Annotated in this window: 18 protein-coding genes; 10 read left to right on the top strand and 8 right to left on the bottom strand. The window is 42.5% G+C overall.

Annotated features, from left to right (window positions below; all coding sequences use genetic code 11):
• The 4 genes from ACJAT7_RS12390 to ACJAT7_RS12405 form a co-directional block, all read left to right on the top strand.
• The coding region (locus ACJAT7_RS12390) for a DALR domain-containing protein (protein ID WP_415227117.1) at positions 1–641 on the top strand (641 nt) is incomplete at its 5' end.
• Positions 642–810: 169 nt separating this feature from the next.
• Complete coding sequence (gene yccX, locus ACJAT7_RS12395) at positions 811–1,083, top strand: acylphosphatase (RefSeq protein WP_415227118.1); 273 nt, start codon at positions 811–813, stop codon at positions 1,081–1,083.
• 246 nt (positions 1,084–1,329) lie between these two features.
• A complete protein-coding gene (locus tag ACJAT7_RS12400) occupies positions 1,330–2,673 on the top strand; it encodes an MATE family efflux transporter (RefSeq protein WP_415227119.1) in 1,344 nt (447 codons plus the stop codon).
• 159 nt (positions 2,674–2,832) lie between these two features.
• On the top strand, positions 2,833–3,024 hold the full coding sequence (locus ACJAT7_RS12405) for a hypothetical protein (protein WP_415227120.1): 192 nt from the start codon (positions 2,833–2,835) through the stop codon (positions 3,022–3,024).
• Positions 3,025–3,134: 110 nt separating this feature from the next.
• Here ACJAT7_RS12405 and ACJAT7_RS12410 read toward each other — a convergent pair whose 3' ends face one another.
• The 4 genes from ACJAT7_RS12410 to thpR form a co-directional block, all read right to left on the bottom strand.
• A complete protein-coding gene (locus tag ACJAT7_RS12410; RefSeq protein WP_415227121.1) occupies positions 3,135–6,245 on the bottom strand; it encodes an efflux RND transporter permease subunit in 3,111 nt (1,036 codons plus the stop codon).
• Positions 6,242–7,567 (bottom strand): efflux RND transporter periplasmic adaptor subunit, encoded by a 1,326-nt coding sequence (locus ACJAT7_RS12415; protein WP_415227122.1) that lies wholly within the window; start codon positions 7,565–7,567, stop codon positions 6,242–6,244. Before ACJAT7_RS12415 ends, ACJAT7_RS12410 begins: the two co-directional genes overlap by 4 nt.
• Positions 7,554–8,228, bottom strand: coding sequence for a TetR/AcrR family transcriptional regulator (locus tag ACJAT7_RS12420; protein WP_415227123.1), 675 nt, complete (start codon positions 8,226–8,228; stop codon positions 7,554–7,556). The genes ACJAT7_RS12415 and ACJAT7_RS12420 overlap by 14 nt, the downstream gene beginning before the upstream one ends.
• 164 nt (positions 8,229–8,392) lie before the next feature.
• On the bottom strand, positions 8,393–8,908 hold the full coding sequence (thpR, locus tag ACJAT7_RS12425; RefSeq protein ID WP_415227124.1) for an RNA 2',3'-cyclic phosphodiesterase: 516 nt from the start codon (positions 8,906–8,908) through the stop codon (positions 8,393–8,395).
• Positions 8,909–8,972: 64 nt separating this feature from the next.
• Between thpR and ACJAT7_RS12430 the strand changes: the two genes are divergently transcribed.
• On the top strand, positions 8,973–9,182 hold the full coding sequence (locus ACJAT7_RS12430) for a hypothetical protein (protein ID WP_415227125.1): 210 nt from the start codon (positions 8,973–8,975) through the stop codon (positions 9,180–9,182).
• Positions 9,183–9,207: 25 nt separating this feature from the next.
• Here the strand turns inward: ACJAT7_RS12430 and ACJAT7_RS12435 are convergent, their stop codons facing one another.
• Positions 9,208–11,820: a cation-translocating P-type ATPase gene (locus ACJAT7_RS12435; RefSeq protein WP_415227126.1), complete on the bottom strand. Its 2,613-nt coding sequence runs from the start codon at positions 11,818–11,820 to the stop codon at positions 9,208–9,210.
• Positions 11,821–11,928: 108 nt separating this feature from the next.
• Complete coding sequence (locus tag ACJAT7_RS12440; RefSeq protein WP_415227127.1) at positions 11,929–12,114, bottom strand: hypothetical protein; 186 nt, start codon at positions 12,112–12,114, stop codon at positions 11,929–11,931.
• A 104-nt stretch (positions 12,115–12,218) separates the two neighbouring features.
• Here ACJAT7_RS12440 and ACJAT7_RS12445 point away from each other — a divergent pair, with 104 nt between their 5' ends.
• Positions 12,219–12,704 (top strand): MarR family winged helix-turn-helix transcriptional regulator, encoded by a 486-nt coding sequence (locus ACJAT7_RS12445; RefSeq protein ID WP_415227128.1) that lies wholly within the window; start codon positions 12,219–12,221, stop codon positions 12,702–12,704.
• A gap of 4 nt (positions 12,705–12,708) precedes the next feature.
• On the opposite strand, the gene ACJAT7_RS12450 is transcribed toward ACJAT7_RS12445, so the two are convergent.
• The gene (locus ACJAT7_RS12450) at positions 12,709–13,455 is read right to left on the bottom strand and encodes a phosphatase (protein WP_415227129.1); all 747 of its coding nucleotides are present in this window, start codon (positions 13,453–13,455) and stop codon (positions 12,709–12,711) included.
• Positions 13,456–13,573: 118 nt separating this feature from the next.
• On the bottom strand, positions 13,574–14,596 hold the full coding sequence (epd, locus tag ACJAT7_RS12455) for an erythrose-4-phosphate dehydrogenase (RefSeq protein WP_415227130.1): 1,023 nt from the start codon (positions 14,594–14,596) through the stop codon (positions 13,574–13,576).
• A gap of 320 nt (positions 14,597–14,916) precedes the next feature.
• On the opposite strand from epd, the gene ACJAT7_RS12460 reads away from it, so the two are divergent.
• The 4 genes from ACJAT7_RS12460 to ACJAT7_RS12475 all read left to right on the top strand — a co-directional run.
• Positions 14,917–15,672 carry a substrate-binding periplasmic protein gene (locus ACJAT7_RS12460; protein WP_415227131.1) on the top strand — a complete coding sequence of 252 codons (756 nt, stop codon included), beginning with the start codon at positions 14,917–14,919 and terminating at the stop codon, positions 15,670–15,672.
• Between the two features lie 231 nt (positions 15,673–15,903).
• Complete coding sequence (locus ACJAT7_RS12465) at positions 15,904–16,686, top strand: endonuclease/exonuclease/phosphatase family protein (RefSeq protein ID WP_415227132.1); 783 nt, start codon at positions 15,904–15,906, stop codon at positions 16,684–16,686.
• 176 nt (positions 16,687–16,862) lie between these two features.
• Positions 16,863–17,675 (top strand): helix-turn-helix domain-containing protein, encoded by an 813-nt coding sequence (locus ACJAT7_RS12470; RefSeq protein ID WP_415227133.1) that lies wholly within the window; start codon positions 16,863–16,865, stop codon positions 17,673–17,675.
• 41 nt (positions 17,676–17,716) lie between these two features.
• Positions 17,717–19,207, top strand: a 1,491-nt coding sequence (locus ACJAT7_RS12475; protein ID WP_415227134.1) for a beta-ketoacyl synthase N-terminal-like domain-containing protein, incomplete at its 3' end; no start/stop codon positions are given.

Raw genomic sequence — 19,207 nt, forward strand, 5'->3', positions numbered from 1 at the left:
GTAAATATGTAAATACTTGGATGCACTCCGGTATGGTGCAGATTGATAAAGTGAAAATGTCCAAGTCATTAAATAACTTTTTTACTATCAAAGATGTACTGGATGTCTATGACAGTGAATCAGTTCGTTATTTCCTTATTTCAGGCCATTATCGCAGCCAGCTAAATTACTCTGAAGACAACCTCAAACAGGCGCGCGCCAGTCTTGAACGTTTGTATAGATCTCTTCGTGATCTGGATATTACAGATTGCCCGTTAGATAAATCCAATCCTCATTATTTACAATTCTGCAAAGCGATGGATGATGATTTTAATACACCCGAAGCGTTGGCTGTACTGTTTGATCTTGCTAAAGAGATAAATCGCTTAAAGGGCAGTGATCAACAACAAGCAACCGCTCTGGCTTGCCTATTAGTCAAACTTGGCAATGTGTTGGGGCTGTTAACTCAAAGCGCAGACCATTTTTTACAAGGTAATGAAAGTCAGGATGAAGTGGGTATGATTGAAGCCCTGATCAAGCAGCGCAATGATGCACGTGCCAATAAAGATTGGGCAAGTGCCGATGATGCGCGTGATAAGTTAGCGGCATTGAAGATTGTCCTGGAAGATGGTGCGAACGGTACAACCTGGCGTAAACAGTAGTTTTGTTACTGTAGTAATGCTCTGCATTTGTGCAGAGTATTACTTGCTCATTAAAGTGCGTTCTCTCTTTTTATAACCTTTCTAATTCGACAATATTGAATCTGCTGTTATCTTTATTGGATGACCATCCTAAAATTGATGATTCTTAATGGCTATAACTGGGGGGAATATGGAAAATATAGGCTGTAAAATTATTGTAAGCGGTAACGTTCAGGCTGTCGGTTTCCGTTATTATACGCGTAATGAAGCCCGCAAATATAATCTTATGGGACACGCAAAAAATCTGCATAATGGTGACGTTGAGGTGGTTCTCTATGGAGAACGAGAAAATGTGCTTAAGATGTTGCAGTGGCTGGAGAACGGGCCCAAAACAGCGCGAGTGGGTAAGCTTGCTGTGAGTGGTATTGCATATAGCTCGCAAGTTGATTTTTTATGCTTTTGAATCTTCTCTCTTTTCCTGGGTGTATGAACAGCAGCGTAGATCCACAATATACAGCGTTTCAATAGCAGAGATCTGTTGATTTGTTTGTCTTCTAATAGCGGAATTAAAGCGACAGCAATATACAGCGCGTTAGGGCATCTGATAAACTAACTCTGTTCTTTTTTGCTGAAACTATTATTCTCTTTTATTTTCAACAAGCCTCTTTAGCGTATACTCAAAAACTCACTCTCTCATTAAGATAATTTCATGCAAAACAGTAATAAAATCATGGACAACAGGATGAATGTTGTCACTCTAACTTGGCCTATTTTTGTTGAAATATTACTGCGTACGGCGCTCAATACCAGTGATATATTTATGCTCAGTGGTTATTCTGATAAAGCAGTTTCTGCTGTCGGCGTGATTTCTCAAATTACTTTCTTTCTGGTGATTATCTCCATGATGGTCAGTACGGGCAGCAGCATTCTTATCGGTCAATATAATGGCGCAGGACGAGATAAAGATTCAGCCAATATAGCCGTCGCGAGTATCTGTCTGGGGCTGTGTATGGGGCTTATTCTGGGGCTTTTGGCATTCTTTTCTTGCGCCACTATTATCGACCTGTATGGGCTTGAACAGCAAGTTGCTCAATTTGGTTATGAATACCTGCTCATCAGTGGTTCTTTTACTATTAACGTTACGCTAGGGATTGTTTTTTCCACTATTTTACGCGCTCATGGCTATTCAAAATCCCCTATGTTTATTAACCTTGCGGCGGGGCTTATAAATGTTATTGGTAACTACTGCGTATTATATCAGCCTTTCGGATTACCTGTTTATGGTGTGCAAGGGGTTGCGATTGCAACTGTATTCAGCCAGTTTATTAGCGCGGTTACGTTATGGTATATGCTGCGCCATAGAAAAATTGATCTGCCGATGGCAAGCTTTTTATCCATTCCAGCCGTTTTTTATAAGAAAATATTACGCATTGGTGTAATGAATGCCGGTGAAATTCTATCCTATAATCTGTCGCAAATGATTATTATCTACTTTGTGGTGCGAATGGGCACTGCGTCATTAACCGCTTTTACCTACGCACAAAATATAGGCCGGATCTCTTTTGCTTTTGCGCTGGCAATTGGGCAGGCAAGCCAAATTCAAACCAGTTATTTTATTGGCAAAGGGTGGTTTGAGGATATTTCACTGCGCGTCCAGAAATACTTTCTGGTCGCATTTGTTTCATCGATAACTATCACTGTGATCATCTATCTGTTTCGTTTTGATGTGATTAATTTGTTCACTAACGATCCTGACGTGGTGATTCTCACCGCGGGTTTGATTACTGGCTCTATTTTATTAGAAGGGGGCCGTGTTTTTAATTTGGTTTTCATCTCATCTTTAAAAGGCGCTGGCGATATCACTTTCCCTGTCCAAATCGGCATAGCCAGTATGTGGGGAATAGGTGTGTCATTAACCTATCTATTGGGTATCTATTTCGGATTTGGTGTTATCGGTGCCTGGCTGGCAATTGCTGCGGATGAATGGTTCAGAGGTATTATTATGTTGTTTCGCTGGCGATCTAAAAAGTGGACAAAATTTACATTTAGTTAATAGTGAGCGGTACAAATCTTTACTAAAGTAACTCAAGGCGTTGCCGATACAGTGTTTATGAGTTAAGTTTGTTATATATTTATACGGATAATCGCGCAGTTCACCTCTTCTGTAGAGGGATAGTGTATTTGATTTATGAACCGTTTATGGAGGTAAATTATGGATATGAGTATTGTCGGTGGCGTGATGAGCGAGCAGGCTAAAGTGAGCACCCTTGAAAAGGTCAATGTTAGTCTGCTTAAAACAGTCAACAATCAAGCAGAGCAGCAAGCTGCGCAATTGTTAGACTCGGTGGCGCCTGCAACCGCTCCTGAAGGTAGTAAAGGACATAATCTAGACGTTTCCGTATAGCCTTCCCTATAAAGTTTTATACTTTTTTACCGAGCTTATTAATCCCATTACTGATGTAGAAGGGATTAATAAGCTTGGTGTTTTTTTGCAAATTAATATTTATCTAACAATTAATCTTTATTTAACTCTTCATGTTTGTGTACCAAACCAAAGTCTGCAAGTACGGCATAAGCGCTTGGAATAATAAACAGCACCAGCAGGGTAGAGGAAAAAATACCGAAGACGATAGATATTACGATAGGTTTTACTACCTGTGCCTGCAGACTTGTTTCCAGCAGTAAAGGCAATAAACCTGCGGCCGTGGTCAGTGATGTTAAAAATACCGCACGGAACCGGTCGCGGCTGGCCTTTACTACCGCATCTAAAATATCATCTCCGATATCAAGATGATGGCGAATATATTGCACCAATAATATGGAGTCATTAACGACAATACCTGCCAGCGAAATAAAACCTAAAATCGATGGCATGGAGAGATTATTTCCCGTTATCCAGTGCCCCCAAAACACACCAATTAATGCCAGTGGAATAGCCAACATAACCACAAAAGGCTCCAAATAACTTCTGAATTGAAAGCTTAAAATAGCAAACAAACCAAATAGGCCAATCAGAAAACCTTTCAGCAATGAACTCCCCGTTTTAGCCGACTCTTTGGCAGCACCTTCGAAATCGACACCTAAACCTGGATATTTATCGACTAGTACAGGCATAAGCTCTGCACGCATTTTAGTGACAATTTCACTGCCGTTAGCTTTACTGCTGTCGATATCGGCCATTACGGTAATAGTTCGCTGACTTTCGATGCGCTGAATACGGACAAATGCACGTTGAAACTCAAGTGTGGCAACGACGCTCAACGGAATCTGTTTTCCCTGTGCAAGGATAATAGGGAAGTTGCTTAATGCTTGAATATCTGCTGCCTGGTCTTTATTTAAACGCACTTGAATTTCAATACTTTCCGGGCCTGATTGCACTTGATCCGCCGTTTGACCGAAATAAGCCGCGCGAAGTTGTGCGGCAATAGTTTGGCCGTCGACCCCATAGGTTTCCGCGCCATCTTTAAGTTTGATTAATATCTCCTCTTTACCCGGGCGCATATCATCGAGAATGCCATTAACACCAGAGAATTGGCCTAAATAGGCTTGTAGTTCAAGCGATGCTTTTTTTAGAGTAGATAAGTCATCATGCTGTAAGCGCACTTCAATATCGCGTCCGGCAGGCCCCATTGCGGGTTGCTTAAACACTAATGAAATTGGCGCAGCCAGTTCACCGGTGGCTTTCCGCCAATCATTTAAAAAGGACTCGATCAGTGAACTGCGAGTTTCGGCGGAGAGAAGATCTAAACGCACGGTCGCAAGATGAGGGCCTTTTTCCCCCGCATTGGCATTAAAGTTGTATTGCTGAGTAATATCTTTAATCAGTGGTGACGCTTCATTATTTATCTCACTATATCGCTCACCAACCAATTTGGCACTGTCAATAATTTTGGCCACGACCGCTTCTGTTTGTTGCAGTGTTGAACCGGGCGGTAAGATAATACGCGCTTCGGCAATATCCCCATCGAGCTTAGGAAAGGGTAAAAACTTAAGGCCGCCACCCGCAACTAGCGCCAATGAGATGAGTAATACACCAAAGGTTAAACCTAGGCTGGCGTAGCGCCACTTAACGGTAAAAGTCACCATCTTAACTAAAGAATGGGTTCTGAAATGGTCGAATTTTTGCAAGAAAACGCGTTTAAATTTAAGTGGCTGCTTCTCTTTTTTCTTTGAATTTAGCGAATGATTTAAATGGCTGGGTAAAATTAAAAAAGCTTCAATCATGCTGATACTCAGCACCATAATTAGCACCATAGGCACGGCCGATAAAACCTGGCCCATTTGTCCCTCTAGCCAAAGCAAACTGCCAAAAATGAAAATTGTGGTTAAAAAGGAAGAGAACACGCCAGGTGCTACTTTGGCTACCCCTTTTAATACCGCCTGATCGTTCGCGTATCCCTTATCGACATGCGCGGCTATCGACTCTGCAATCACTATCGCATCATCCATCATGATCCCGATCGCCATTAACAGGCCCACTAAGGTCATAACGTTAATCGATATAGAAAACAAACTCATCAGGAATAAGCCGCCTAAAAATGCAACGGGCAAGCCTGCGGAAACCCAAAAAGAGTAGCGTAGTGAGAAAAATAACCACATTGATAAGAACACTAATATAATACCCTGCCAGCCATTTTTGAGCAGCATGGTTAGCCTGTCCTGCAGTAAAGAGGACAGATCATTGGTCAGTGTGAGCGTTACCCCGGTTGGGGCCGCAAGTTGCTCTTGTGTAACAAACTCTTGTACTTTTTCTTTAATACGTAGTGCGTCATCTGCTTTGTTTTTTTGTATTTTTAGGATGGCAGCAGGTTTGCCATTAAATAAAATATAATCCTCCTCTAACTCGAACAGATCGTTAATAGTGGCGATATCAGCTAAATATACAACAGCGCCTTGTGGACTCGCTGAAATAATGATTTTTCCTATTTCTGCCGCTGTTGTTTTTCGCTCATCAAAACGGATTAATAAGTTTTTATCAGCAAGTTCAATATTACCGGCAGGCATTTTGATATTTTGTCTTGCCACTTTATCGGCAATATCAGTAATAGTAAGACCTAAGCGACGAATATCAGCTTCATTTACCTCAACACGTAACTGATGATCAGAAAAGCCGGCAATAGTGACCAGGCTTACCCCTGCCTCTATTTTTAAGCGCCGTTTTAGATCTTCAGCATAAGCTTTTAAATGTGGCCAACTTGCATCGGCCGAAATGGCAATATCGACAACAGGCTCCGCCCAATCTAACTCTTTGACGGTAGGCGGCTCAATTTGGCTGGGAAAGTCCTTAATGGCATTAATTTCGGTTTGAATATCCACTAAACTGCGGCCGATATCGGCATCATCATTAAGTTTTACAGTTAATGACGCACTGCCTTCCTGGGCATCGCATTTGATCTCTTCAATATTACTTAAGCCGTCAATGGCATCTTCCATGCGTAGACAGATACTTTCTTCCACTTCACTAGGAGATGCGCCCGGATAGATAACCGTGGCGATAATATAGGGGGGAGTAAATTCAGGAAACGTTTCTCTTTTTATGGAGGAGAGACTGCTTAAACCTAATACAAAAAAGGTCAGCATAATAAGGTTGGCCAGCGTTGGGTGGCGGGTGAAAAGTTTGATCACTGGGTAGCCTCCTGCTTGGTCGAGCTGGTATTCGAAGATCCACTCTTCAGGCTCATACCCGCGATGGCCGGAATCAAATCATTTAAGACTAACTGCTCACCGTCAGATAAATCACCCGCAATTGCAACACCTTGCTCATTTCTAAAGAGCACAGTGACTGTTTTTATCCGCAGTTTCTCCTCTTTATCCATAATGTAGATATTAGTGCCGTGCAGCGCCTTTTCCGGCACGATAAAGTGCGCTGATGCTTCTCCTTGAATATCCACGCTAACAAACATTCCATTGCTTAATAGCGGTGTGTTATGCAAGTCTAATGCGTCTAAATCCTGACGGACTTCGACATAAAAACCGATTGTGCCCTGCAAGGGATCGATGGTCTCGGCAATTCGGGTTAACTCCGCTGGCCAGTAATGGGTTTTATTGCCCAGCTGCAGTGCAACCCGGGTTTTAAAATCTAGGTTTTCAATTGAGGGTAATTGCCTATTATCCGGAAAGCTCACCACACTCTGCCTCAATCTGTTTGCATCTTGCTGTGATAACTCTGCTTTTATTTCCACCGAGCCAAGTTTTTGCGCAGCAAATAATACCGAGCCGGTAGTGACAGCTTGTGCCACTTCGATATTAACTGCGCCAATTTGCGCATCAAACGGCAAGATAAAACGGGTGTTTTCTAATTGCCGCTGAGCATCATCAAGCAGGGCTTGATTTATATTTATTTGCGCTTCGGTCACTTTTTTATCGTCGGGCATTAAACTTAGCGAGCTGCTTAAGTTCTGCACTAAAACGCGCTGTGTCAGTAACCCGCGCTTCTCATTTTCAAGATCGGAATTGGAAATAAGTTTTTTATTTTTCAGGCCAAGTTTGCGTTGGTATTCCAGCTTTACTAAAGCCAGCTTTTGCTGCTCAAGATTAAGGCTGATATTGAGATTTTGTTGTTGCTGAGCAAGTCTGGTTAGTTGCGCCTTAGCTGAATTTAAGTTGGCTTCTGCTTGCGCTAACTTTAATTTATATTGCAGCGGATCAACTTCTAAAACCATTGTGCCTTTAGTGAGCAGTCGGCCGGTTTCAAGTTCAGGGTGGCGATAAATTATTTTACCGTTCACTTCAGCAATTCCCAGCCAAGTATGTTTAGGTGCTACCCGGCCAAATCCTTTTATTAGAGGCGCTGCAGGTTGCTTAAGCAAACTCATCACCTCCACTAAACGGGCTCTGTCGTAGTTGGCCTGGAGATCAGGGGAGGGTTTTAAGGCGACGGCGGCCATTAAAATGAGCAGACCAAGGACAATGCCTGGAATAGCAAAACGTTTTTTATCGGCTCTCATGGCTATCTTCCTTGTTACTTTTTAAATTGGCTATTAGGCCATGGGATAAAAGTCGGCTGTTTTGTTTACCGAGCTGCTGCATAAATTCAGGTGTAATGGAAACACCTAACGCTGATTTAAGCAGGTCGGGCATTAAAAAAGGGAAGATCATCATGCTGAAAAAGCTTAACTGAGCACAGACAGGATCAACCTCATCTTGTAAAAAACCGCCTTCTTTGAGTCGCGCAAACAGGCTTACGTTTTGCACTTTAAAAATGCTTTTAAGCACAATTTGTAATTGCTGATTTACATCCGTTTTTTTCATACTCAAAACGCGATAGATGAGTTTAGGAAAATGCGGGTTTTGACTCATTACCTGATAGTAAGTTTGCATTAATGTTTCCGGACTTAACACACTGACTTCTTGATTAATGGTGGCCAACTGTCTGCTTACTGGTTCGACTGTTTCACTGATCATTGCACTAAACAAGCCTAACTTTGATTGAAAGTAATAACGGATCAACCCGGGATCAAGAGAGGCTTGTTTGGCAATGGCTCTAATTGAGACTTTGTCGTAATCATTATCTATAAACAATAAGGTTGCCGCCGCAATTAATTTGGCGCGATTATCTGCCGGTATTTTGGGTCTGCCGACCTGTTTTTTTATCTTATCTGTTGCCATAAACGAGTGCCTAGTTAGCTTTAATTCTACAACTGTAGAATATACTAAAGCAAAGAGCAGTGTTTGTGCCAGATAAACAATTCCTCATATATTCTACAATTGCAGAATATATAAGAAATGTGAAGGCAAAGGAAGTGATCGATTGGTCAGTTACCTATTTTTGGCTACTGCAGAGCCCATGATCGTAGAATGGGATATTCAACTCCCTGACTGCTGTTCTTTGACTCAAAAAGATGGATAACGCTGGGGGTGATTCTAAGCGGGTTGAAGTTAAGCTCAGATGCTGGCATATTTTTAGCTTTTCGTGCGACAGTGATATGCGCGGTGAAACTATGTTCGCTTTCATACAGGCCTAAAGAGGCAGCTAGCGCTTGACTCTTGGACACTATCTGCAGCAATGCCTTATCATCTGCTTGCCCTTTAATGCACAGTATTCTGGGTTTGTGCCAATAAGCTAACGTATCCAGCGTGACACTAAATCGGCGTTTAGCGATAGCGGATAGCTGTGTTTCTAGTTCTGCCTGTTGCTGGGCTGATACGAGTCCAAAAAATGCGATCGTCATATGCAGATTGGCAGCAGGTATGAGCCTTACGCCCGGATCAAAATTCTCCTGCAGTCTACCTATCATTTGAATTTGCGATTTATCTAATGCAATACCGAGAAATAGTTTTTTACTCATTGTTTTACCTTTTTGAAGTGTCGCGTTGTACAATGGATGACTTATTCATATTGGGTATTTATAAATGAAAAAACAGATTTTAACATTAACCGTATTAGCGCTGACATTAACACTCTTTTCTTGTGCTGAAATCAAAAGTGCAGGGCGTACTGTAGGCCATACAACGAAAGAGGTGACAACTGAGATAGGTCATACGACAAAAGATGTGACAACTAAAATAGGTCATGCTTCTCGTGATGCTGTTAAAAGTGTTGGTGAAGAGATAAGCGATTAACACTTGTAACTACTCTTATCTGTCCCTATTTTCTTCTTCTTAATATATATTTGTGTGTTTCTTCAACAATCAATAATGTAATAGCAACCAGTAACAATCCGATCCATTGTGTTGATGTGATGGGATTGATTTGTAATATATCACTCAGTCCCGGCGTATACATTGCGCCAATATGAATAATTTGCGCAATGGGAACGGATAAAATTAAAAAGGGGTTGGCAAAGAAGGGCATAGAGAACAGTGATCTTTTTTCTGAACGGCTGGAAAGCACGTGAATATTGCCAAATAGAACCATCAGCATTAATGTCAGGTTGCGTGCGTTTTGTAGCTCAGTTCCCTGGTCAAGAAGATAGAAAAAAGTGGCAAACGCCAACATCCCCATCACCGTGCCGTTAACTAACACATGCTCAATAATACGCCGCTCAAAGATAGGCTCGCTCGGGCTGCGTGGTGGCATTGTTAATTCATTACCCTCTTTAGGCTCAAAAGCTAAGGCCACATCCTGTACGCCATTGGCGATTAGATTAAGCCACAATAATTGAATTGCAGTTAGCGGCATAGGGAGGCCGGCCATAACGGTGAGAAAGAATAACAACAGGGCGGAAAACCCAGTGGCAATCAATAATGCTATTACTTTACGAATATTGTTATAAACTATTCGGCCTTGTTCAATACCGTTTACTATTGAAGAGAAATTATCATCTGTAATAATTAAATCCGCGACTTCTTTTGCTACATCTGTCCCTTTTTTCCCCATTGCCACACCCGCATTGGCTCGGCGCATCGCCGGGGCATCGTTAACGCCATCCCCTGTCACTGCAACAAAATGTCCCTGCTGCATAAAACTCTCTACAATCATCTCTTTTTGCGTAGGCTCTATGCGCGCAAAGACTCTGGTCGGACGGATTAAATCATGAAATGTTTGTGGACCTTCTTTTAACGCCTCTTTTATCATCTGTCCGGTAACAACGCGGCTTTTTTTACCTGCCAGCCCCAATTCTATGGCAATAGCTAAAGCTGTCGCCGGATGGTCACCCGTTACCATAGCAACTTCTATACCGCCTGTGCGGCATTTTTGGATCGCCGCTTTAACTTCGCTGCGCACCGGATCAATCATTGCTACCATGCCTAAATAGGTCATTTCCTGCAGGTGATCTTCTGCATTTTTTAAACTGGTTATAGAACGCCTTGCCAATGCGATGATGCGAAACCCTTGCTTGGCCAACTGTTCAAATTGCGCCTGAATTTTTTTGTGATCAATCGGCACCGGCCCTGCGGGCGAATGCATATGCGTTGATAATTCCAGCATTTTTTCTGGACTCCCTTTCACATATAGACAGGGCTGCTCCTGATCCAGGTTTAAACTGCCACTGAATGCTTTTTCAGACTCATAGGGAATAAATTCAAGCTGTGTTTGTTGTGTTCTAATTTCAGATACAGATAACCCAAGTTTTTTTGCCAGTACTAAAAAAGCAATATCAACAATATCGCCATCGGATACCCATTCGCCACCTGAATAATCTAAATGACTTTCATTGGCGAGCACGCCGGTAATGCAAAGTTCCCTCAGCTCAGTGAGGTTGTCACCTTTAATTTCTCCCCCCGCAACACCTTCTCCCGTGACCTGATAGATTCCCCCTTCGGGTAAAACGACGCGCTGCACGGTTAACTCATTAACGGTTAGGGTGCCTGTTTTATCCGAACAGATAAAAGTACAAGAGCCTAACGCTTCAACTGCAACTAGCTTTCTAATAATGACATTATGTTTAACCATGCGCCGCATACCTATTGCTAAAGCAACGGTCAGCGCTGCAGGCAAACCCTCCGGGATGGTAGAGACAGCAAGACCAATCGCCATCATTATCATTTTATCTGTCTGGTAATTGCCCATAAGAAACATTAATGCAACCAGCGCGAGTATAGAGAGGGTAATAGCGAACGCTATTTTATAGGTGAAGAGACGCATGCGGATTAAAAGTGGCGGCTCTGAAATTCTCTCGCTTGAAACTTGTGTGGCGATACTTCCTATTTCTGTATTGATACCCGTGTTTATGACGACTCCTTGGGCTCGACCATGGGTCACAATGCTGCCCGCAAAACAGCGGTTAAACTGTTCACTAATAGGCGCGTCCTGGGGCACGTTAATCTGAGGATTTTTTGTGACAGCTAAAGATTCACCGGTCAGCATAGACTCATCAACCGCTAAGTTTTGTGCTGATAAAAGTTGTATATCTGCGGCAACTTTGTCACCGGAAAAGAGCAGCAGTAAATCACCTGGAACAACTTCTTTAGTGTCAATTGTTTGCGCTGTCCCATCGCGAATAACATGGGCTGTTCCTTTAACCATTTGTTTTAATGCGCAGGCTGATTTTTGCGCTGAATATTCTTGAATCGTCCCTATTATGGCGTTGATAAATAACACCGCAATAATAAAAACCGCACTGGGTATCTGTTTAACAGCAAAAGAAACAAGGGCGGCGACTAATAAAATATAAATAAAGGGGCTGAGGAACTGCTTAATAAAGATCAGGGCGAGTGGTGTCAGCGGCGCTGAAGGAAGACAATTTTCACCATACTCCAGCAAGCGTTTTTTTGCATTAGAAGCGCTAAGACCTTGTTCACTATTTTCAGTATGCATGTTGGTTTATCTAGGCCAGGGTAAAGCTGAGTATAGAAACGAAGCCCGAACCGGTCAAATAAACGGATACCTAATTGATTTGAATTACTCTGCCTATATTGCTTATTATCAGGTTAATGCAACAAGCAGCATTGATTCAATCTCTCCTGTTTTTTTTATCGGCAATAACCGCGCAACCATTGCTGACGTAGCATCACAATCTTTGCGAGCAGGGGTAGAGATAGAATGAGTCTTGGCGATAGGGTCAACTTGGGTGTGCGAATTATGTTTAATTTCTGTTTCTGCGCTTTGCATTATTATATGGGGCTCTAATTTACCTGGCTGGAAAGATGCTAACTGGACTTTACTTTTCTAGCAATATATATTCCTGTTCATCTTTGTTAACAGGAGCGAACCTATTGAGTAACAGTATTACTAACATTCTTGAATCCTACCAGCTTAATTGGCCTGAATGCCTTGAATCAACTTCGCCGGCACTGTTACGATTATTTCGTGTGAGTGATATTTTTCAGCGCAATATTCTCCAGCATGTTGAACAGTTTGGCTTACAGATGGCAGACTTCGGGGTGCTTTGTACGCTGCGCCGCAGTCCCTCTCCTTACTCTCTTTCCCCCACCAGTTTATATCAATCAATGCTATTTAGCTCCGGCGGACTGAGCAAAGTATTGGGGCGGCTGAGTCAGGCGAACTTGATTGAACGTCTGGATAATCCGGAAGATAAACGCAGTAAATTAGTACAACTCAGTGCGCGGGGGAAACAGCTGGTGGAAACTATGCTGCCGCCGCTGCAGCAAAAGGAGCAGCGGATACTCAGTGTATTAAGCAATGAAGAGCAGCAGCAGTTAAATATGCTGCTGTTGCGTATTCTCGAAGAGCATGAGTAATAGGTTAATAAAGATCTTTATATTCGCTAATAAAAGGTCGGCCGCGTAACTGTAAAAATGCCAGAAACTGTTTGGTGCTATGTGTGATCACTTGTTCACTGGGCATGCCGATCTTATCCAATAAATCACTGACCAGTTCAAATTTACCTATATCCTGGCAAAAATGCGCATCGCTACCTGTTGTAATATAAGCGCCAAGATCGCGTGCAATAGAGGCAATCTCATTGCAGCGATCCGGACTGCCGATTCGGGTACTGCCTTTAAGTGACGTATTGTTAATTTCAATGGCAACGTTGTACTCTTTTGCACATGCAATCACGGCATGAAAATCAAAGTCAAAGTTAGGGTTACCTAAATGACCCAGTGCATCGATTCGCCCGCCTTTAATCACATTAATTAAGGCTTGTGTGTGCGCGGCTTTGTCTGCCGGGCCAAATACCGGCTCATGTAAACTGGCAATAATCCAATCGAGCGAATTATCAATGTTCAAGGGAATATCTATTTCACCCTCAATATTCATAACATTAGATTCCACACCGCGAATCACAGCCACGCCCGAAAGAAATCGGGGCAGTATTTTTTGATTGCCGAAAAACCAATGGTGAGGCGCACCGGGCATAGACTCTGAATGGTCGGTAGTACAGAACATCTTTACGCCATTTGTTTTTGCTGCCTGACCATTTTCCATTAGCGTGCTGTATGCGTGACCACTTGCATAGGTATGTGTGTGGGTATCAACTTCAAGTTTCATAGATCCTCGTTCAAATTATGCTACTAGCTAATGCAGCAATGGTAGAGTGAATAAGCTGCCGTGGATAGGATATTTTATAATGTAAATATTCAAGGGCGCTTATGGAGATAAAAGGCGGCTATCTGTTTTTCATCAGGCTAGCTAAATATTGGCTGGTATCTAACAAACGATTAGCAAAACCCCATTCATTGTCACACCAGACTAACAGTTTAACTAAGCGCTTGTCACTGACTCGCGTCTGTGTGCCGTCAATAATACAAGAGCGCGGATCGTGATTAAAGTCTATCGATACCAAGGGGGCTTCCGTGTAGCCTAAAATTCCTTGTAATGTAGTTAACGATGTAGATAGCAGGCATTCATTAATCTCTTCAATGGTAACGTCTTTGCTGACGGTAATGCTCAAATCCATCGCGGTCACGTTAATGGTCGGAACGCGCACCGCAATCGCTTCAAATTTATTGGCAAACTTAGGTAAGATACGCTCAATACCGGCCGCCAGCTTAGTGTCAACAGGAATGATCGACTGACTGGCTGCGCGGGTGCGGCGCAGATCGGCATGGTAAGCATCAATAACGGGTTGATCGTTCATCGATGAGTGAATGGTCGTGATCGTGCCGCATTTTATTGCAAATGCGCTATCAAGGGTCGCGATCACCGGTACCATACAGTTAGTGGTGCAGGATGCACCGGAGATAAAGGTCTCTTCACCGGTTAGCTGCTGGTGGTTGATACCATAAACCACGGTTGCTTGTACGTCGGAACTGGCAGGATGAGAAAATATAACCTTTTTGGCACCCGCGGCAAGATGTGCATCAGCGTCGGCTTTACTGCCGTAAATACCCGTACAATCAAGCACAATATCAATATCGTACTCTGACCATGGCAAATCCTGTAATTCACTTTGAGCATGCAAATCAATAAAATCATGGTTAATTTTTAACTGCTTACCGACCAGTTCTACAGGAAACGGAAAGCGGCCATGAGTGGAGTCGTACTGAGTTAAATGGGAGATCGCGTGTGGCTCTGCCAGCTCATTGATAACAACGACTTGGATCTCATTTTGGCGGTTACTTTCATATAATGCGCGCACGACACTGCGTCCGATTCGACCGTAACCATTAATAGCAATTCTAATTGACATAATTAAGGGGTAACACCTAATAAAAAATGACGCTCATTGTAAAATAAAACGCGCGAGAAGCAATATACAGGGAATGTTTATTAATCTAAGTATTGCATGATTGCTGGTAATAAAATATTGAAAGGAGAGTGAAAGGACTTTTATTTTATCTTCAACCATTCTGATAGATACTAAATATGTATGCTGGAGCACAAGATTAATGCAAATTACCGCGCCGGTGTATCTATTCGTTTTACATAAGGTAATAATTAATTAGTGTTTTCTTATTTAATGAAAATAACACACAATTTACGGCATGCGAATCTAAAAGGGAGGGGGGGATGGCCCATAAATTTTCAAAGATTGGCTACCTGCATCTTATGCTGCTTCTATTATTACCCCGAGTTAGTTGGGCCGAGAATGATAGTAATATAAGATGGACAACAGAGAGATGGCCTAAGGTCGCCGAAGAAGGAGGCGTGGGCGCATACTTCGATCTGCTCAATGCGGTTTATCCTGCACCCGAGTTTCAACTGGTACATTCATTTTTACCTTATAAGCGCGGCATTCTATTTGTCCGTGAAGGCCGACTCGATCTATTTTCACTTTGTACACCCACGACCGATTTTTATAAAGCCAAACACCCTTGGGCACAAGAAAGTATCGGGGTGCTATTTAATAATGCGGTTATTACAGAATGGCATGGTCTGGCAACGCTTAAAAACAAAAACATCGCATTACATAAAGAGATTGCATTTTTCCCTTTTTTGCAGCGTCTTGATGCAAACCTTATTAAGGCTGACAGCAAAGCTAAATCATTGCTTTTACTCGAAAAAGAGAGAGTAGATTTCTTTCTTGATATTTATATCAATATTCAGAACGAACTCAAGCAACGTGGCGATCTTGATATTAGCAGATATACCTTTGAGCCGTTAGATATTGTAACCTGCTATCCGGGGTTTTCGCCTTCCCCTCGGGGCCAAAAGTTAAGAGAATTATGGGATAAAGGGATAGAGAATCTTCATAAATCGGGCAAGTTAAAGAAAATCTATGAAAAATGGCAGCTTGAATACCCGAACTATCAGTGGCAGGAATAGACATTCTCTTTGCAGTTTTAAACGAGCAATTATAAGAATATTACTGCCTAATGTTTTTGGGTTTTTCCATCCAACAAAAATACAATTTCGGCTCGTCCGTGATCTGCTCTGCACTTTATCGAGCAGAAACAACAGCACTGGAATGGTTGCTTTAATGCCGTATACCTCCCCACTTGCTGACGCCTGTATATTCAGGTAGCTTGGGTATACATTTAAATTTAGAGAGTCAGTATGAAGAAAAGATTTAAACAAGCTGATTATTTTATTGAAAATCACGAATATTCCCAAAAAACCTTAATTAACAGCAATATTTCATTATTAAACTGGAATATTCAAAAAAGAAATAGTGATCCGCTTTGGGCTGTTGAATTTAAACATATTATAGAGAGATATACGCCAGAGGTTGTTCTCCTGCAGGAATGTCAGTTTGAAAATGGATTGGAGCGGATCTTTAATTTCCAACACTATGGTTTTATTTTTGCCCCGAATTTTTTAGATATCTTTAAAAGCAGACATTCAGGGGTGCTAACGGCAAGTACTGCCAACCATCAGAGTGTAAGCGTGATAAAATCGCATGCTTTGGAGCCGCTAATAAAGGTACCTAAAATATTTTTAGCGACAACCTACGCGATAGATAATACAGATAGCGCCTTGTTAGTTTTAAATATTCACGCCATCAATTTTGTTGGTTTCTGGAAATTTATCTCGCAGATCCAGCAGCTGGAATATGCGATACGCAGCCATCAGGGACCGATTATATTATCCGGTGACTTTAATACCTGGAACAGAAAAAGAACCCATATTTTAGATGAAATCTTAACAGAAAGCGGACTTGCAAAGGTTCAATTTCACAAGGCGCATCAAAAAAACATTAAAAAATTTCTTTTTAATAATTCGCTGGATCATATTTATTACCGTGGCCTTGAGCTAGATGGGCCACCTGAAGTGGTGAAAACCAAAAGCAGTGACCATAATCCGCTACTGGTTAAATTTAAATTAAACCTCTTTTCTTAGTTAATGTAATTGTTAAGGGCTTTATTAACTTTCCTCTTTTTTTATACCCAAAATCATTGTTTCTTCACAGAAAAAGCAAATTAAGTATCGGGTGATTGTATAGGGTGTGATACCTGTGTATATTGCTTGATTTGTTTATTTCCAGTTAACTTTTCACGCCATGAAGCCAAATTGTAATGCCTAAACAACATAAGAACGCAACCACTACAGCGGAGATGCGCGCTTTTATCCATGAATCCGATCTCCCTACGGCGGTTTTGGCACGTCTGCTGAAAATTTCGCAGGCAACAGTACGCAAATGGCGAAAACGTGATGATACCAAGGATGCCTCGCATATCCCCAAGCAATTAAATACCACACTGACGCCGGCGCAAGAATTTGTCATGGTGCATCTGCGTAACCGTTTAAAACTTTCTTTGGACCAGTTACTTAACGTATGCAAAGAATTTATTAATGAAAACACCTCGCGTGCCGGTTTGCAGCGCTGTTTAAAACGTCATGGCGTGTCGCGCTTAGCCGATATGGATCCGCTCCTCGATGGTGAACCGGATGATGATGATTTTGTGCTGGTGGATATTGAAGAAAACGGATCAAATGAAGTGATCAGTTCGGTTATCTCACCGCAGGCAATGTCTGATGTATTAAATCAGATGCGCCAGAAAAACAAACTTATCCCTGTGCAAACCAGCGAATTGGCGGAATACGCCCTGCATGCGCAATCAACCCAATTAAGTTGCCTTGATGTGGTGCAGGTGAATGTCACCACCTTGCCAAAGTTTAACGATCAAACAGAGCAATACCGATTATTAGTGGCCAACGATCCGGACGGGAGTTGGGTGTATGTTGATCTCTACTGTGATGATGAAAAAAACGCCGCCAGACGTTACATGAAAAACGTATTAAAAAATGCGCCGTTTCATATACGCCGTGTGCTTGCGGATAATTACAACGAATTTTTAAGTCGTTTTCGTTTATTAGATGAACAATAAGATAGCAACGAAACGCAACAGATCTTAACTGGAGTAGTAGCATGTCGAACAAAGCAAACAGCAACAATAGCGCGGCGGTTGAAGATAAGCAGTTAAATTCACGCTTACAAGAAACCCCGATCGCGATTGTTGGTATGGCATCGGTTTTTGCTGAAAGTAAAAACCTGTCACAATTTTGGGACAATATTGTTGAGTCGGTCAATGGTATTAAAGATGTACCGGAAGATCGCTGGGCGATTGATGACTATTACTCCAGTGATAAAAAAGAAGCCGATAAAAGTTACTGCAAACGTGGTGGTTTTTTACCGGAAGTTGACTTTGATCCCATGGAGTTTGGTTTGCCACCTAATATCTTAGAGCTTACCGATATTACCCAGCTGATGTCGCTGGTGGTGGCCCGTGATGTGTTAGCGGATGCCGGGATTTCCGATGAAAACAGTTATGATCGCGATAAAATAGGGATAACCTTAGGTGTCGGCGGCGGACAAAAGCAGGGGGGACAGCTGATGTCGCGCCTGCAGGGGCCTGTGCTTGAAAAAGTATTAGCCGCGTCGGGCATCAATCAGGAAGATCGCTCGGTTATTATCGACAAATTTAAAAAAGCCTACGTTCCGTGGGAAGAGAACTCGTTCCCGGGAATGCTTGGCAATGTGATTGCCGGTCGTATTGCCAACCGTTTTGACTTTGGTGGGACCAACTGTGTCGTTGATGCAGCCTGCGCGGGATCCTTAGCGGCGATTAAAATGGCGGTCTCAGACTTGCTCGAATACCGTTCGGAAATGATGATTTCCGGCGGTGTCTGCTGTGATAATTCCCCTTTTATGTACATGTCCTTTTCAAAAACGCCTGCCTTTACCGATGGTGAAGATATCCGCCCGTTTGATGAAACCTCTAACGGCATGATGATTGGTGAAGGCGTGGGTATGGTCGCTTTGAAACGTCTTGAAGATGCAGAGCGTGATGGCGATAAAATATATGCGCTTATTAAAGGGATTGGCAGTTCATCGGATGGACGCTTTAAATCTATTTATGCACCGCGTCCGGAAGGGCAGCTCAAAGCATTAAAACGCGCTTATGCCGATGCGGGGTTTGATCCTCTCACCTGTGGCTTAATCGAAGCGCACGGCACAGGCACTAAAGCGGGAGATGCTGCTGAATTCTCTGCTTTGAATATGCTCTTTAGCGAAAATAACGATCAAATACAGCATGTGGCTCTAGGCTCGGTAAAATCACAAGTGGGACATACCAAAGCGGCCGCGGGCACTGCCGGCCTTATTAAAGCGGCACTGTCATTGCACCATAAAGTGCTACCCGCGACGATTAATGTTGAAACGCCCAACCAGAATCTGGATATTGAAAATAGCGCTTTATATATTAATAACGAAACGCGTCCGTGGTTGCCGCGTGCCGATGGTATTAAACGCCGCGCGGGAATCAGTGCATTTGGTTTTGGCGGGACTAACTTCCATTTTGTGTTAGAAGAGTACCAAAGTACGCAGACAAAAGCGTACCGGTTAAATGAAGTGGCGCAA

Origin of the sequence: Psychromonas sp., assembly GCF_047632995.1 — a bacterium.
Classification (GTDB): Bacteria; Pseudomonadota; Gammaproteobacteria; order Enterobacterales; family Psychromonadaceae; genus Psychromonas.